Here is a 15,973-nt window from a genome sequence, read left to right on the forward strand (position 1 = left end):
TCGCCTTATTTCTTTCGCAAGTACTGGTAAAATCCTTGCTCAAATTCCTGATAGCTTGTTCCCAGGCTAATTTCCAGAGCCGTGTTCAGCCTGCTCCCTTTTCCTTGCTCCTCCAATACCATAAACAGCTTTTCTTCCCCATATATATCAACTATATACTGTACTGCCTGTAAAGATTCCCAATAAGCAATCTGTTGATCAATTTCATCAAATTTTTGCTCCAGGGTCAAAAGTTCGTAATACTTAAATTCTTTCCCCTGGGCAAAAGGATCAGCAAACTCAAAGCCTGTAATCTTCTTCTCTAAATACTGGGCAATTCCTTCTGTCCACCAGCGATTATAGTTCCCCTTCGTAATTTCGTCAACCATCAGGTGGGTAAACTCGTGTACCATAGGTCCTTCCTGTTTAAACTGCTTCTCCAGTTCAGCGCCTTTTATCCATTCACCCGGTGACAGGATACGGATGGAACCTGCCCAGTATACTCCCATGGCACTTTCATTCCGGTTCCAGCCAATACTGCCAGCCAGGCTAGCGGTATCAGGATAAACCACCACTATGGTTTTCTTGTCTGGTTCCCGTCCAAGTCTTTCTACCACTGCTGAATAGGCTTCTTCTGATACCTGAGCAATCATTTCTATATAAACACTATCTTGGGCCGTATATCTGATATCAAAATGTTCGCTTTGCATCTTTTCAAAACCGGCGGTCTTTAACTTGACTTCTTGTCCTACCATTACGCGCATGATGCTATAGCCATACCTATTCATCAGCAGCGTAATCAGCAAGACCAGCAGGAGAAGTAAAATAAGACCTTTGCCAGCATCAAGCGACTTTATTCCCCACATTTCCCCCTCTCCTCTCTGAGCCTCATTATACTATGGGCTTGATAGCAGAGGGGCAAGCAAATAGTGGGTTCTATTCCTGCAAATACTCGCTTACGGCTATTCCTGCCAAAGCTCCTTCCCCAACAGCAGTTGCCACCTGCCGTTCCTTTTTGGCGCGCACATCACCTGCGGCAAAAATTCCGGGTATAGAGCTCATCATATTATCACTGGTTACGATGTACCCCTCCCTGCTCTCCAGCATGCCGCCAAACAGTTCAGTTCTCGCTACCAGTCCTATACTAACGAAAAGCCCTTCTACCTCCAGCCTTTCCTCTTCCCCGGTTTTTAGGTTCTTCAGCAGCAGGCTTTTCATCAGGGCATCACCTTCTACCCGTTTTACTACCCGGTTTAATTTGAGTTCTATCTTCTCGTTATTCATCATTTTCTCCAGGGCAGTCTGGTTCGCTCTAAAACCTTCTCTACGGTGAATAAGATAAACCTTGGAGGCAATTCCGGTCAGATAGAGTGCTTCTTTTACTGCCGAGTCTCCGCCCCCGACAACTGCTACCGTAGTCCCTTGAAAAAAAGCTCCATCGCAGGTGGCACAGTAAGAAACGCCGCGCCCCAAGTATTCCTTCTCTCCGTCTACCTCCAGTTCCCGGCGCTTCGCCCCCATAGCTATGATTACGCTTTTGGTCTGGTATTCTTGCATATTTGTTACCACTGTTTTTATTGCTCCAGACGCATTTTTCAAATCCATAACTTCCTCCATGCGGAGTTCAGCCCCGAATCTTTCCGCCTGAAGCCGAAAGTTCTCCATTAAATCTGCCCCACTTACGCCAAAGGGAAATCCTGGATAATTATCAATATGATCAATCAAGGCCGCATTGCCGCCAAAGACCGATGATTCCAATACCAGGGTTTTTAATTTGGCCCGGCTGGTATAAATGGCTGCCGTTAAACCGGCGGGGCCGCTGCCAATTATCACCACATCATACATAGCTATTACCCCCTCTAAAAAATAAAAACCCCGACCCTTACGGTCAGGGTACATGCCTTTCTTAAGGCAAGTAGTTTAACGGATTTTGAAAAGACCCGCCGGACAATACTTCAAAATGCAGGTGGGGACCGGAACTCCTGCCGGTGGAACCCACGGTGCCAATCACTTCTCCCCGGGAAACACTCTGTCCTTCAGATACTGCTATACTGGAACAATGTGCGTAACGAGTAACCAGACCATTATTGTGGTTGATGGTAATGAATTTACCATATCCTCCTTGATAGCAGGCCGAAGCGACATAACCGGCATCCGCGGCTCTTATACTGGTCCCACTGCGAGCTCCTATATCTAATCCCGTATGGCCTTTTCCTTTATAATACTGGGTAATAGGGCCATAGGTAGGCCATTCCAGGTTTCCTGAGCCGGAACGGGAAGCGATTCTCACTACTCGGTTGCCTTTGACGATTATCTTATCCACTGCTTCCCGCAAAATCTTCTCGTTTTTTACATCTTTTTCTTGAAGTACGCCATTGAGCTTGGTGGCCTGGTAAACCACTTGTTTCTCCCCATTTTTCCCCTCCTGTTTGACCCGCACCGAAGTACCGGCTGAGGTATCCACTACCACCTTGGTCTGGAAAGGAATGGCTTCCACTCTTTCCCCTTTAACCTGAGTCATTACCGTTATATAGGGCTTGCTTTTAACCAGCAGTAATTCCTGTCCCAAAGATAGCTTGTCGGAATTCAGGTTGTTGGCCACTACAATATCATTCACATACATATCATTGCGCCGGGCTATCAGCCAGAGGGAATCCCCCTCTTTAACCAGGTATTTCTCCGGATTATTAGTGCCAATCTTAATCAATTGATAAGCCTGTGGGGGTTCAATTATCTCCTGGGAAGGCACTTTGGTATCTCGCAATTCTACCTTTTCCGCAAAGGTAACTTCCAACAGTTCTTCCCCCTCATCCAGCCAGGAATATTCTCTTTTTAAATTGTTCAATATTTTTTCCGCCAGTTCCCGACTTTTAACTGAAGCTACGGCCTTTCCATCTACCACAATGGAGGTGGCCAGGGATTCAAATTGCAGGTTTTTGCGAAGCTCTTTTTCCACTTCTTCCGCCGGAATAATATTCTCCCGCTTGGCAAAAACCTTTTCTATTTCCACCTGGTTAACCAGGTCTATGTCCTGCTGGCATCGTTTTCTTTCCTGAGCTATTATGCGTTGTAGCGCCAGATTAACCGCCTCGGGGTCATCGGTTTGGAACTTTTCCTGCTGGTCAATAAAGACTGAATAAGCTGGCATCTGTACTCCCAGTGAGGACATCACAAAAAGGAAAATAAGTCCACCTAAAATCAGTCCCAAGGGCGTGTAGCGGCGGTGTTGCTGCAATAAATTCAACATTTTTAGTCTCCATTTTAGTATTTTTTCATTTTTATCTTGCTATTGCTTCGACCAACCGGCCAGAAATTCCTGCTTTTTTACCCTTTTTTTCTCCCGGCGGGATTTACTGGCCTGATTTCCAGGGCTCCCTTCCACAATATATTGTATGCAGCCATTGCATCTTACGCAGATTTTGTTGTCCGAGAGAAGATGTCGAAATATTTAAAAATATTTATCGTGGGGGCAAATGCTTAAGCAGGTCTAGATAAATAGCTCCTTCGATTCTTTTTTTATGCATAGTACAGCTAACTGCATGCGGTTTACTTATATCTCCCTGGAAGTAGGCTCCGGCATGGCAGCCACCTCCACAGAAATACCGAGCCCAGCAATTTCGACACTCTTTGTTAACCAGCTGGTTTTCTTCGAAAACGCGGCGAACGGCGTAGTCTATTTCACCATTTTCTACATTACCCATGTAAAACCGGGCTTCCCCCACAAATTGATGACAGGGATAGAGATCCCCTTCCGGGGTTACCACCAGATACTCTATTCCTGCACCGCAACCGGTAACTCGTTTAGCCAGGCAAGGGCCTTTCTGCAGGTCCAGGTTGTAATGGAAAAAATGAATACTCTGCCCTGATTCCCGGTATTCCAGCAAGATATCGGTCAGGCGGTCGTACTCCTTTAGTACCCGGGGCAAATCGTCACGGCTAATAGCCAGAGGGTTGTCCGCTCCCACCGCCGGTTCCAGCGAAACACAGGTAAAACCCAGTTCCAGCATATGGCGCAAATCCTCGCTAAAATCCAGGTTATCCCGGGTGAAGGTACCCCGTACATAATAGCTGATTGGTTCTTTGGCCAGCATTTCTCGTATTTTAGGTAAAACCAGCTCATAGCTCCCCTGTCCGTTATTAAGAAGCCGGTGCCGGTCGTGGGTTTCTTTCCGGCCATCCAGGCTCATTATTACCCCGATTTTATGGTCAATGACAAATTCCTGCACCTCTTCATCAAGCAAAAGACAGTTGGTGGTCAGGGTAAAACTAAATCTTTTACCGGTTTTTCGTTCCCTTTCCCGGGCATAGGCCACCAAATCCTTTATAACCGGAAAAACCAGTAAAGGCTCACCGCCGAAAAAGTCTACCTCCAGGTTTTGTCTTTCCCCGCTTTGCTCCAATAAAAAATCCAGGGCTGCTTTGGCCGTCTCCAGCGACATCAATGCTGGTCGCAAGCCAAAATTACCCTGGCTGGCAAAACAATAGCTGCACTTCATATTACAGGAGTGAGCCATATTAAGACATAAAGCTTTAACGGATAACCGGGAAAGCTCCACTACGGGAACAGCAAATTCACTGAACAGGCTGCCGTTTCTCCAGGCATCTTCAATTTCCTGGGCAGCCTCAGCAATCTCTTCTGCCGGAAACTCCGCTTCCAGTTCGGCTAAAGCCCTCTCCCCATCACCCTGAAGAACGGCCAGTTTTTCCACCAAGTGATAGGCCAGCTCATCCAGCAAGTGAATAGCCCCCGTGTTTACATCCAACAGAATATTCTGTTCTTTATAGCGGTACAAATGAATACCCGCCGCAAAATCATATTCCCTCAAACCCCGCAAGCGTTTTCCTCCCCCATGCCATCTCCCGTTTCCGGGCATAAAAAAAGGGGCTGTTGCCCCTTTTGCCAGGACTAGTGTTTCTTACAATGCTGATTACCTACTGTACAAGATGTCTTACAGGCCGACTGGCAGGAAGTAGCACATTCGCGGCAATTTGTTTCCTGCCCATCCCGGAATAAAACCGGCTTTACCACCGTCACCAGATGCTTCTTCATAGTTCTAACCTCCCCCTATGTAAAAAAAATATCAGGCAGCAGAAATCATCGCTTGAGTTAAATAATTGGAGCGGGAAAAGGGGTTCGAACCCTCGACACCCGGCTTGGGAAGCCGGTGCTCTACCACTGAGCTACTCCCGCATCAACGTCATTATACACTATTGAAATTAAATTTGACAGAAGTTTTGGCAGAAGTTTTAGATATTATCGGGCATATTTGTTTCGGAGTCGGGGTTATGTGTTGGGAGAACATTACTGATATTCCATTTAGGTTTTCTGCACAATCTACCTTCCTTTTATTAATCACATGGGCATAAATTCTAAGTGTAGTAGCAGGATCAGCATAACCCAATAATTCCTGAATCGTCTTAACATCTTCGCCTTTTTCAAGTAAAAGCGTAGCAACTTCAAGCTGAATCCCTCATCTCTATAATCCTTTTTGGTTATCTATCCAGTATAAAATGAAACCTAGTTTTTGACTGGCCATCTTTATTTCAGGGTCACCCGTGACCAGTTCAGCTTGTTTTAATATGGCAGCTCCTATCGCAAAGGCATCCGCATATGCAAGTTTATTTTGCGCCTTAACAGCAGCGGCCGCTATAGTTAACTCAGAATCGGCAACAAGTATCTCAAGCGGCCAAGCAGAGAGAATATCCAAAACACGCTCGGCTTCTATTTTTCCATATTCTCGCCATACCCGATAATACACTTCCCCAACATTAATCCAGGTCATGTAAAGCTTGATCTTTTCATCCTGAGCCTGCCGCAATAATGCGAAAATTTCATCTGCGCAAGGTTCATCCTGCAGATAAGACAGTACAGCATAAGAATCGAAGATATAACTCTTACTCATTCTCTTCACCTTCCAGCATCATTTCCTCTTTTTTGAAGGCTGCATAGCTTACTGCAAGGGGCTGTTTCGGCTTCAGCATCCCCCTGGCTCCCGCAACGGGATCATCCGGCATAGGCATAATTACGAGGTGCCCTTCCCGTTCTGCAAGCAAAACATGGCCAGGTGCTTTGATACCGTATTTTTTACGAAACTCAGCCGGAATAACAACCTGCCCTTTCTGAGTTACCTTTATAGCTCCCATAACCGTTAACATCCCCTTTTACCTTTTTATGTTATTATATCGCATCTAACTTATGTGTGCTACAATATTATTATATGAAATAATATTTACTATATGACATACATTGATAAATTGTGGGGTACTTATTAAGTTATTATTGTACTATTACTAAATATTTACGCCTTTTTATCGCTGTAGCTGTCAGTTCATTACTTTTCACATATCTGTATAACGCCTTCCTTTCTTGCTCCACAAAAAAACAGCCTATAAACGGCTGTCTATATCGTACCATAATGATCACTTCCTCTGGTTAGATTAAAGCTATTTCTTATTCACGTTAAAGCATATCCAGATAATCAGTAAAAGTCGTCGCCGGCAACCATCTTCGCTTTTGAATCATGTTATCCCAGATCTATTTCCTGTTTTTTCATCAATAAGCTCCTTATGTAATGCCTCGGCAAGGATATTCCTACCGTCAAATGCTCAGGGCTCTTTGCACCAGCAGCTTAAGGTGGTTTGAAGCCTACACCGGCAAGTAGGGGCCCTCCCTCATCTTCTGTACAGCACCACACTATCTAAAGTGTGCTCGTGCCACACAACCGTCCCTGTGTGCATGGGGATATAGGCATAATGACATAGCACTCTGGTCTTTCATATTTAATCTCCCATCCTGGTCACAACCTTAATAGTGACATCCGCAGGGTAGAACACCAGTAGTACCCGCAGGGTGATAGCACCTCGCAACGTCCTGTCAATCCCCAATTTTCCGCCCTAACGGAATATGATAAGGAAGAACACTATTATCGCAAAGTATTGAATGTTACCAATCTTAAGCCGGGAGATAAAGTATTGGCGCATATTATTGGATTGGCCAACGGACAAGGGCTGGGGGTTAAGGAACGTCCCTTTAACACCATCTTGCAATATAACCGTTTGTATGATAGCGTATAATAAATAATCATTTAAACTAAATTAAACGGGCAACTGATTTAAAACCTTATAGGGGGGAGTGGTGCGCTCCATCTTGATTAAGGATAGGGTTATATAAATATTTTTTATAAAAAAGGGGAATGGGTTAACAGTGAAAAAATTTGTAAGTTCGATATTGTCATTGGTTTTGGTATTTAGTCTGGCTGGTTGTGGAGCCAAAACAGATACAAATAAAGATAATGGTGATGTTAAATCGACTGCTTATGTGGGACAGGATTGGTCATCCGAATATTATGATGAGTCAATGAAGGGAACGACTTTAAATCTTTATGGTGTAACCGATATTGTAAGACCAATTGTTGATGTTTTTCAGGAAGATACCGGTATAAAAGTTGAACATCTTACGATGCAAAATGGAGAGATTCTGCAGAGATTGGAGAACGAAGGCAAATCAGGTGTTTCCATTGCTGATTTGTGGTTTACAGGTGGCGCGGATACATTTATCAATGCAGCCCAGAAAGACCTCTTGCTTCCTTATAAATCTCCCAGCGGAGAAGTTCTGGATGTTGCCATGAAAGATGCTGATGGATACTGGCATGGTACCTCCCTTACTATCGTTAACTGGGTAGTTAATAAAGATCTGATTGCTCAAAAAGGCTTGAAAATGCCGGAAACCTGGGATGATTTGCTGCAGTCTGGCCTGAAAGGTGAAGTATCCATGCCCAATCCCGCTTCTTCAGGTACGGCTTATAATGTGGTTACCGCCATGCTGGAGGTTAAAGGAGAAGACGGGGGATGGAAATATCTGGACAAACTGATTGACCAGGTTCCATTCTTTACCCCGCGCGGCAGTGATCCCGCGAATCTAGTGGTACAGGGAGAAGCAATAGTAGGGATAAATGCCAGCAATGGAGATAGAGACCTGGAAGCAAATAATCCTCATGTTGCCCTGGTATATCCCACAGACGGAACAGGTTGGTGGCCGCAGCCGGTAGCTATTGTTAAAGGTACCAAGAACGAAGATGCGGCTAAAGTGTTTATTGACTGGATACTTTCCAAAAGAGGCATGGAAACCATTGCTAAAGAAAGAAATGCAGCCGTAGCCAGAACCGATGTGGAGCGACCGGAAGGTATTATTGATATCAATACCATTAAGCTTTTTGCGACAGATTTTAAAGCAAATGCTGAAAATAGGGACATTATACTGGCCAAGTGGTCTGAATACGTCACTGCAGCCGGTAAATAGTCGGTAATATTTTGATAAAGAGTCAGAGTAGCGTAGTTATTCTGGCTCTTTATTTTTATTTGGTATCTGGTTGAATTAGAAAAACGCCGTAAATTGAGGATTTTTGATAATGCAAAGCAGGCAAAGTTTTATATTCAAGCTTTTTTATATATTGATATCGCTTACTATCATCTATTTCGTACTATTGCCCATAGTAAGTGTGTTTGTTTATGGACTGTTATCGGGCAGCGGTACTGATTTGTCCAATCAAATACTACCACGGATATGGAAATATATGAAGAATAGCCTGCAGGTGGCCTTGTTTGTAACGGTAATTGCGACTTCATTCGGTCTGCTGGCATCTATTACTTTATGGCGCGTGAATTTCTGGGGCCGTAAGCTGATGCAGGTATTAGTGCTTATGCCCTTGATCAGCCCGCCCTTTGTAGGAACGGTGGCCTTTATCATGTTATTTGGCAAAAGGGGCCTTATTACTCATTCACTCCTGGGCCTGGAGATTAGCCCCTATGGGTTCCATGGGATTGTAACCATGCAATCCATCGGACTGGCTACTTTGGCTTATTTGCTTATATCCAGTGCAATCAGGAAAACGGATGTTTCCCCGGAAGAAGCTGCAAGGAATCTGGGGGCACCGGAAAAGAAGGTTTTTTTGACTATAACCTTGCCGTTAATGATACCTGAAATAACCGTAGCAGCCATGCTGGTTTTTTTGACTTCAATGGCGGATTTTGCAACGCCGATAATTATTGGGGGCGCCTACCAAACTCTGGCCTCGGATTTATATATTCAGATTACCGGCTTGTATAATGTGCAGATGGCTTCAATTACCGGCATCTTTCTCTTTATTCCCTGTTTTGCCGCTTTTTTTATTCAGCGTCATTATTCCGGTAAAAATCTGGTCTACAGCCAGTACGTTTCTCCTGAAAGGATCGAATACCAGCAGGTGAAACCGGTTGTGAAATTCATGCTGATCGGATTAAGCAGTCTGTTTGTTATATTTGTGGTTTTTCAATATGCATTTATTGTTATAGGTGCATTTACCGAACATTGGGGCTACAATTATGCCTTTAGCCTGCGGCATTTGGAGAATATTCTAAGCAAAAACCTGGCTTCATTTGTTAATAGTGTTAAATTGGCGGTTACAGTCGGTTTTATTTCCTCTTTGTTGGGAGTTTTGCTGGCTTATATTATAAAAACGAAGGATTATCCCCTGACCAGGCAGCTCGATTTGGTGGTAACTTTACCGGCTGCTACGCCAGGAATACTGCTGGGTATCGGTTATCTGGTGACTTTCAGATATCCCCTGCTGGGTATCGGCAAATATGTTTTACCCGGCTTTGAACCGGTAATTCTGCTTGGTACCGGCATTATAATTTATTTAATTTGTATTTACCGCTACATATATATTGGGATGAAAGCAGGCTACGCTTTGATGGAACATGTAAATCCCAATCTGGAACTGGCCGCGATTAATCTGGGCGCGAGTGAGCGCAGAGTCTTTTTCGATATCATGTTCCCCCTGCTGAAACCGGCATTTAATGCCGCCTTTTTGAAAAATTTCACTTCCACCATGACAACATTGGGGGCAATCGTTTTTTTGTTATTGCCCAAGAATAAAGTAGCGGTGCAGCAAATCTTTCAAATAATGACCAGCAGTGAAATCGGTGCAGCCGCCATGATGGCCTTATTGCTTTCATTGCTGTCACTTGTTTTCCTGGCTGCATTTCAACTGCTCCTTAATTATGAAGAGATATTCAAACGTTTAAGGGAGGGCCGGCAATGGGTATCGAGCTTAAGGAAATAACTCAGAAATACGGTGATTTAATCGCAGTCAATAATGCCAATTTATTTATTGAAGATGGGGAAATGATTGCTCTCCTGGGACCTTCCGGGTGTGGCAAAACAACTTTGCTGAAAACAATTGCCGGGCTGCTTCCATTGCATCAGGGGTCAATCTTGTCCAATGAGAAGGATATAAGCAATCTGCCGCCTCAGGCCAGAAATGCAGCTATGGTTTTTCAAAACTACGCTTTATTTCCGCATATGACAGTAGCAGAAAATGTTGCTTACGGGCTCAAAATAAACAAATGCGCACTATCACTAATTAAAAAAAAGGTTGAAGAAATACTGGATATAGTTGAGCTGCCGGGATTAAATCAACGAAAAATCAGTGAGTTAAGCGGGGGGCAGCAACAACGAGTTGCTTTAGCCCGAGCCCTGGTTATTGAGCCTGCCATGCTGCTGTTTGATGAGCCGTTAAGCAATCTGGATCAGAATTTACGGGTTTCAATGCGGCGAATGATACGCAAGATTCAACAGGAATACAGAATTACCAGTATATACGTTACCCATGATCAAGAAGAAGCCATGTCCATTTCAGACCGAATTGTGGTAATGAAAGATGGTGTTATCCAGCAAATAGGCCTGCCCGGTGAAGTCTATCTGAACCCCCGGAACAGATTTGTGGCGGAATTTATGGGAACGGCCAACCTTTTGGAATTGAATGAAGACGATGAAATTATTCAGCTGCTGGAATGCGGAAAGTGGGCAAGTTCCAGAGATAATTGTCCGGGTGGTGAGTCAAATAACAGGCAAAAGCGCTATCTGCTGTTCAGGCCGGAAGATGTTGAAGTTGGCGCAGAGGGCAATTTCGAAGGGACTGTCATCTGGCATGAAACGATCGGCTCCGTAACCAGGGTAAGCATAGATTTTGCAGGCAACGAAATCATTGCCGAAATCAGAAATTACTATAAAAGCGGCATCAATTGCACAATCGGAGAAAAAATCCGTTTTAATATCGATTTAGCTGGTGACGGCCACATTGTCCCGGATTAGGGGGCAGATTGGGACATGGAGAAAGGTTCATTGTCCCGGAATTTATTCCAGGTTTTGGATAGTATATGACTTTACTCTGGCTATGTTCTTTATACAAAACTGGTTGAGTTTAAAAATATGCGCAGGGCTAGAACGTTCCCGCTTGTGCTTGGGAAAGGGTGTGTTAATTATGAGATGCGGTTAATACCTGTAAATACAATTGCAGGTACACAGAAACAGGTGAGATTGCACAAAAAATTATTGAAGAGGGGAATATAATGATGAAAAATTGGAAGCCGTTAATACTGGCAATGATCCTGGTAATGGCTCTTGCCCTGACCGCGTGCGGCAAGACCGAGCCCGCAGAGCAGGGAAAAACGGATGAAAAACCTTTTGCCGGAACAACCCTGGAATTATTGGTAGCCTATGGGGGAGCAGACAAGTCGTTTGATGCCTTTACAGAAGCCACCGGTATCAAGATAGAGTGGCTGGAGATGTCAACCGGTTCTGCTTTGGCCAAGCTGCAGGCTGAAGATGGAAAAACTACTGCAGACATTTGGTTTGGCGGCGGGGTAGACAGCTATCTTAATGCCAGGGATTTAGGATATCTGGAAGCATATAAATCACCTGAACTTTCCGCGATTGATCCGCAATATGTGGATAAAGATGGCTATTTTTCAGGTTTAGCCCTTGTTCCAGCTGGTTTTATTGTTAACGAAGATATTCTAAAAGAAAAGGGCCTGGAAGCACCCAAGACCTGGGAGGACCTGGCTGATCCTAAATATCGCGGCGAAATAAGCATGCCCAATCCAGCTATTTCAGGTACCAGCTACGCTATTGTAAGCGGCTTGATTCAAGCCTGGGGTGAAGAAAGAGCTTGGAAGTATTTCGAAGCATTGGACAGTAATATTGATTTTTATGCCAAAGGCGGCGGGGAACCTCTTGAAAAGGTAGGGGCGGGCGAATTCGCCGTTGGTGTTGTAGCCATTACTGGCGGAACCTTCAATGTGGGAGAAACCAGACCAACCAGGGTGGTATATCCGCAAGATTTAATTCCCTGGACACCGGCACCTATTGCTATATTTAAAAATACGGAAAATCTCGATGCTGCCAAGGCTCTTATCGACTGGTATCTTTCCTATGACGGACAAAATATTTTAAGGGAAGCCGATGCCAGAATAATGGCCAGAAGTGATGTGGATGCACCTGAAATCATGAGCGGTTTGGATAAAAGCAAACTGGTTAAATTTGATCTGGAGCGTATGGGAAAAGAACGAGTAGTAATTCTGGAAAAATGGAAAGACCTGGTTGGCGAAAAATAATCAGGGAGATTCCATTATTGTCAGGATAGGAAATCCGCAGGATTTGATTTTGGGGATACCGGCTGTTTATTATATTGTGGAGTACAGGGGAAGAGAATCATTCATGCAATGTCCAAGGTATGCGACGTTACTGAAAAATAAAATCATATGGAAGGGAAGAGGGAATAAAAGCCCTCTTTCCTTCGATGTATTAATCGATAGGATTATGCTTTTTCTGGTAGTAGGGAGTCTGCTCCTCTTTATCCTGTATCCTATTTTCATGGTAATTTCCACCAGTGTTTATCAGCGTGGTGTTTTTTCGCTCGATAATTACCGGGATTTATTAAGTCCGGGGAATTTGAAATTAATCAAGAACAGTCTTTTCGTTTCCACATTATCCTCGGTACTGGGGACTTTTTTGGCGCTATGTATTGCTCTTTATACCTTCCTGCAAAAAGAAAGGATAGGAGCATTAATTTATCGTCTCTTGATGATCACCTTGATTTCCCCTCCTTTTGTGTCAGCTCTGGCACTTATAATGCTGTTTGGCCGGAGGGGGCTTATAACTTACAATCTTTTAGGATTAAGTATTAATCCTTATGGATGGCAGGGAATTGTTCTTCTCCAAACCCTGGGTTTGATTTCTCTGGCTGCAATTATGTTGATATCTGCCTTGAACGCAATTGACAAACGCTTGATTCTGGCCTCCAGAGACCTTGGTGCAAGTGCGATTCAAACACTGCATAGGGTTATTCTTCCATCTATCTATCCCGCTATCTTGTCGGTTTTATTTCTGCTGTTTACGATAAATATGGCGGATTTCGGGACACCTATTATTATTGGCGGAAAATTCAAGGTTCTGGCCACTGAAGCCTACATGACGGTTTTTTCCGCAGCAGATTTGGGCAAGGCAGCAGCCATGTCGGTACTGTTGATCCCGCCGGCTATTATTGCCTTCTATTTTTATCGCAGAAATCTGGAGAAAAACAATTTCCTGGCAGATGGAGTAAAAGCTCTGGGAGGAGAAGGCCTGAATTTTAGATTACCGCTTTTTATCAGGATTGCTCTGGGAATAATAACCGGCCTGTTCTTTTTCCTCATGTTGTTAAAATATGGAAATATCTTATTATCAGCAGTAACCATAAATGATTCTGGGAAATTGACCTTTACCTGGAAACATATCGAAGCATTCCAATTTGCTTATTTGCCAGCGGTTTATCGCAGTTTGCGCATGGCGGTTATAGCAGGAATACTGGCTTCTGTTATTGGAATTCTTTTGTCCTATTACACTCACAGGCGGCAACTGCCGCTGATGAAACCCATAGAATTTATCGCTTCTTTGCCCTATATAATACCAGGAATATTTTTTGGCCTGGGTTATATTGTTGGATTTAATAATCATCCCCTGTTGTTGACTGGAACAACCGCTATTCTGGTGCTTAACTGTACCTTCAGGCATATATCGGTAGGAAATAAGGCAGCCAATGCAGCTTTCGAGAATCTCGACCGGCGCCTGGAAATGGCTGCCCGAGATTTAGGGGCTTCGCCGGTAAGAATTTTAACCACGGTTATTTTCCCGCTGCTCAAATCAACCTTCCTGCTAAGTTTTATCAATACCTTTACCGCTTGTATGACCACGGTGGGGGCCATTATTTTCCTGGTTTCACCCCGAAATGTAGTTGCCAGTGTATTGATGTTTAAAGATATAACTAATGGACAATACGGTTTAGGTGCTGTTATAGCCAGTGTTCTTATTATTGTTACGGTAGCGGTTAATTTAGCAGCCATAAAATATCTGGGCCGGGAAGGGGGGAAACAATATGTTGCTTGAACTCAAAGGAATAACCAAATTATTTGATAAAGACAATGGCGTAAGGGATTTTAATTTAACGGTAGCGGAAGGAGAATTTATCACCCTATTAGGACCATCAGGTTGTGGAAAAACCACCACCCTGAATCTTATCGGAGGTTTTCTGCAGCCAGACCGAGGAGGAATCTGGATCGAAGGGAGAGATATTACTCATTTGCCGCCGGAGAAGCGGCCTGTTTCCACCGTGTTTCAAAGCTATGCCCTTTTTCCTCACCTGAATGTGCTGGAAAACGTGGCCTATGGAATTCGTTTTTATAGAAAAGAAAAAAAGAAACAGGCATTAAGTCTGGCCCGGGAGTATATAAACATTGTTCGGCTGGGGGGATATGAAAAAAGCAAAATTGGCAATCTCAGCGGCGGTCAGCAGCAGCGAGTAGCCCTGGCCAGGGCGATGGCTACGAATCCCAGGATAATGCTGTTGGATGAGCCATTAAGTAATTTGGATGCCAGTTTACGTCATAGTCTCCGCGAAGAGTTAAAAAGTTTGCAGCGGCAATTAGGTATTACGATGATTTTCGTAACACACGACCAATCTGAAGCATTAAGTCTTTCGGATAGAATAGTCGTAATGGATAAAGGATATGCCATCCAGATTGGAACCCCGCGGGAGATATATTTCTACCCCATAAGTGATTATGTGGCCGGTTTTATAGGAAAATCGAACATTTTAACCCGGGCAGGGGAAACTATTATGGTTCGACCGGAAGATATTAAAATGGCAAAAAATGCTCAAGGCGATTATACCATATCATCTATTACCTTCATGGGTCAACATACCGAATACATCATTTCCGCTGAAGATACCACCCTGGAGGTAGTTGCCCTGGGTAAAGAAAACAGTAAATTCATGCAGGGCGATCGCGTCAATGTGACCATCACCCATCAGTTAGGACAAACGGGACAGGGGGACAGGTTTTTTGTACCATAAAATAAGTCTCATGACAAGAAAACCAGGTTTTATTGCGGCATTTACATTTTTTTAAAATCAAAAACCGTCCCCGCTTGATGGGGAGGATTATTCTGTAAGGAAGGATGATAATAATGATTATTGATACCCATATTCACGCCTATCCAACTTCGGACGATAGTAAGATGACATTGGAGGAAATCGTTGCCCAGGCCAGGATTATTGGTCTGGATGGCATCTGCATAACCGATCATGATAGCAATGAAATTATGGCCAGGGCGCATGAGTACAGGAAACAGATGGGTTATCCAATCTTTGTTGGTGCGGAGGTTTTTACCTGGGAAGGTGATGTGATTGTATTTGGTCTGGAACGCCTTCCCGAAGAAAGAGTATCGGCCCGTTATCTGCTGGATTTGGTTAATAAAGCAAATGGCGTAGCGATAAGTGCTCATCCGTTCAGACAGAACAACCGGGGTATGGGCAATTCTATCCGGGAACATAAAGACCTTCATGGGGTTGAAGCCTTTAATGGTAGTACCGACCATGCCAACAATATGAAAGCCTGTGATTTGGCCATGGAACTGGGCATCCCGGTTTTTGGAGCCAGTGATGCTCATAACACGGAGGCACTGGGCAAGTTTGCCACCGTATTCCCGAACGGACTAAAAGATGAAAAAGATTTGATTGAGGCTATCAAAATGGGCAAAGTATATCCTGTAGCCTATAACCATTCCGCGGATGCGAAATGGACAGTTATCCCGCCAATTGGATAGACGAGCGTTGGTTGAAGGTGAAAGCAGTGA

Annotated in this window: 15 protein-coding genes and 1 tRNA gene; 7 read left to right on the forward strand and 9 right to left on the reverse strand. The window is 44.1% G+C overall.

Annotated features, from left to right (window positions below):
- Window positions 1-5: 5 nt before the first annotated feature.
- From SWOL_RS12790 to SWOL_RS12820, 9 genes are all read right to left on the reverse strand, one after another.
- Window positions 6-845, reverse strand: coding sequence for a peptidase MA family metallohydrolase (locus SWOL_RS12790; RefSeq protein ID WP_011641841.1), 840 nt, complete (start codon window positions 843-845; stop codon window positions 6-8).
- A 70-nt stretch (window positions 846-915) separates the two neighbouring features.
- Entirely contained in the window at window positions 916-1,824 is a 909-nt protein-coding gene (gene trxB / locus SWOL_RS12795; RefSeq protein WP_011641842.1) for a thioredoxin-disulfide reductase, read from the reverse strand.
- Between the two features lie 61 nt (window positions 1,825-1,885).
- Window positions 1,886-3,226, reverse strand: a complete 1,341-nt coding sequence (locus SWOL_RS13815; RefSeq protein WP_011641843.1) for a M23 family metallopeptidase — start codon at window positions 3,224-3,226, stop codon at window positions 1,886-1,888.
- Between the two features lie 211 nt (window positions 3,227-3,437).
- Window positions 3,438-4,853, reverse strand: coding sequence for a thioether cross-link-forming SCIFF peptide maturase (gene scfB, locus SWOL_RS12805; RefSeq protein WP_155814240.1), 1,416 nt, complete (start codon window positions 4,851-4,853; stop codon window positions 3,438-3,440).
- 32 nt (window positions 4,854-4,885) lie between these two features.
- Entirely contained in the window at window positions 4,886-5,029 is a 144-nt protein-coding gene (scfA, locus tag SWOL_RS14120) for a six-cysteine ranthipeptide SCIFF (RefSeq protein WP_081424864.1), read from the reverse strand.
- Window positions 5,030-5,095: 66 nt separating this feature from the next.
- Window positions 5,096-5,170: transfer RNA gene (locus SWOL_RS12810), tRNA-Gly, on the reverse strand.
- A gap of 10 nt (window positions 5,171-5,180) precedes the next feature.
- Window positions 5,181-5,447 carry a tyrosine-type recombinase/integrase gene (locus SWOL_RS14125; RefSeq protein ID WP_081424865.1) on the reverse strand — a complete coding sequence of 89 codons (267 nt, stop codon included), beginning with the start codon at window positions 5,445-5,447 and terminating at the stop codon, window positions 5,181-5,183.
- A 9-nt stretch (window positions 5,448-5,456) separates the two neighbouring features.
- Window positions 5,457-5,882: a type II toxin-antitoxin system VapC family toxin gene (locus SWOL_RS12815; RefSeq protein WP_011641845.1), complete on the reverse strand. Its 426-nt coding sequence runs from the start codon at window positions 5,880-5,882 to the stop codon at window positions 5,457-5,459.
- Entirely contained in the window at window positions 5,875-6,135 is a 261-nt protein-coding gene (locus SWOL_RS12820; protein WP_011641846.1) for an AbrB/MazE/SpoVT family DNA-binding domain-containing protein, read from the reverse strand. Before SWOL_RS12820 ends, SWOL_RS12815 begins: the two co-directional genes overlap by 8 nt.
- Before the next feature lie 1,072 nt (window positions 6,136-7,207).
- On the opposite strand from SWOL_RS12820, the gene SWOL_RS12825 reads away from it, so the two are divergent.
- The 7 genes from SWOL_RS12825 (at window position 7,208) to SWOL_RS12855 (ending at window position 15,943) form a co-directional block, all read left to right on the forward strand.
- Window positions 7,208-8,278 (forward strand): ABC transporter substrate-binding protein, encoded by a 1,071-nt coding sequence (locus SWOL_RS12825; RefSeq protein ID WP_207635299.1) that lies wholly within the window; start codon window positions 7,208-7,210, stop codon window positions 8,276-8,278.
- Window positions 8,279-8,387: 109 nt separating this feature from the next.
- The gene (locus SWOL_RS12830; RefSeq protein WP_011641848.1) at window positions 8,388-10,082 is read left to right on the forward strand and encodes an ABC transporter permease; all 1,695 of its coding nucleotides are present in this window, start codon (window positions 8,388-8,390) and stop codon (window positions 10,080-10,082) included.
- Complete coding sequence (locus SWOL_RS12835; RefSeq protein ID WP_011641849.1) at window positions 10,058-11,113, forward strand: ABC transporter ATP-binding protein; 1,056 nt, start codon at window positions 10,058-10,060, stop codon at window positions 11,111-11,113. Before SWOL_RS12830 ends, SWOL_RS12835 begins: the two co-directional genes overlap by 25 nt.
- 257 nt (window positions 11,114-11,370) lie before the next feature.
- Window positions 11,371-12,414, forward strand: coding sequence for an ABC transporter substrate-binding protein (locus SWOL_RS12840; RefSeq protein ID WP_011641850.1), 1,044 nt, complete (start codon window positions 11,371-11,373; stop codon window positions 12,412-12,414).
- Entirely contained in the window at window positions 12,401-14,224 is a 1,824-nt protein-coding gene (locus tag SWOL_RS12845; protein ID WP_081424866.1) for an ABC transporter permease, read from the forward strand. The genes SWOL_RS12840 and SWOL_RS12845 overlap by 14 nt, the downstream gene beginning before the upstream one ends.
- Complete coding sequence (locus SWOL_RS12850; RefSeq protein WP_011641852.1) at window positions 14,214-15,191, forward strand: ABC transporter ATP-binding protein; 978 nt, start codon at window positions 14,214-14,216, stop codon at window positions 15,189-15,191. Before SWOL_RS12845 ends, SWOL_RS12850 begins: the two co-directional genes overlap by 11 nt.
- A 113-nt stretch (window positions 15,192-15,304) precedes the next feature.
- Window positions 15,305-15,943 carry a PHP domain-containing protein gene (locus SWOL_RS12855; protein WP_011641853.1) on the forward strand — a complete coding sequence of 213 codons (639 nt, stop codon included), beginning with the start codon at window positions 15,305-15,307 and terminating at the stop codon, window positions 15,941-15,943.
- Window positions 15,944-15,973: the final 30 nt, after the last annotated feature.

It is taken from the genome of Syntrophomonas wolfei subsp. wolfei str. Goettingen G311, from assembly GCF_000014725.1.
GTDB classification, from domain to species: Bacteria; Bacillota; Syntrophomonadia; order Syntrophomonadales; family Syntrophomonadaceae; genus Syntrophomonas; species Syntrophomonas wolfei.

Bases quoted from the DNA above. Each gene is read 5' to 3' on its own strand.
- SWOL_RS12850 (WP_011641852.1), top strand. From the start codon at position 14,214: ATGTTGCTTGAACTCAAAGGAATAACCAAATTATTTGATAAAGACAAT.
- scfB (WP_155814240.1), bottom strand. From the start codon at position 4,853: ATGCCCGGAAACGGGAGATGGCATGGGGGAGGAAAACGCTTGCGGGGT.
- trxB (WP_011641842.1), bottom strand. From the start codon at position 1,824: ATGTATGATGTGGTGATAATTGGCAGCGGCCCCGCCGGTTTAACGGCA.
- SWOL_RS12835 (WP_011641849.1), top strand. From the start codon at position 10,058: ATGGGTATCGAGCTTAAGGAAATAACTCAGAAATACGGTGATTTAATC.
- SWOL_RS12790 (WP_011641841.1), bottom strand. From the start codon at position 845: ATGTGGGGAATAAAGTCGCTTGATGCTGGCAAAGGTCTTATTTTACTT.
- scfA (WP_081424864.1), bottom strand. From the start codon at position 5,029: ATGAAGAAGCATCTGGTGACGGTGGTAAAGCCGGTTTTATTCCGGGAT.
- SWOL_RS12830 (WP_011641848.1), top strand. From the start codon at position 8,388: ATGCAAAGCAGGCAAAGTTTTATATTCAAGCTTTTTTATATATTGATA.
- SWOL_RS12815 (WP_011641845.1), bottom strand. From the start codon at position 5,882: ATGAGTAAGAGTTATATCTTCGATTCTTATGCTGTACTGTCTTATCTG.
- SWOL_RS12820 (WP_011641846.1), bottom strand. From the start codon at position 6,135: ATGTTAACGGTTATGGGAGCTATAAAGGTAACTCAGAAAGGGCAGGTT.
- SWOL_RS12840 (WP_011641850.1), top strand. From the start codon at position 11,371: ATGATGAAAAATTGGAAGCCGTTAATACTGGCAATGATCCTGGTAATG.
- SWOL_RS12855 (WP_011641853.1), top strand. From the start codon at position 15,305: ATGATTATTGATACCCATATTCACGCCTATCCAACTTCGGACGATAGT.
- SWOL_RS13815 (WP_011641843.1), bottom strand. From the start codon at position 3,226: ATGTTGAATTTATTGCAGCAACACCGCCGCTACACGCCCTTGGGACTG.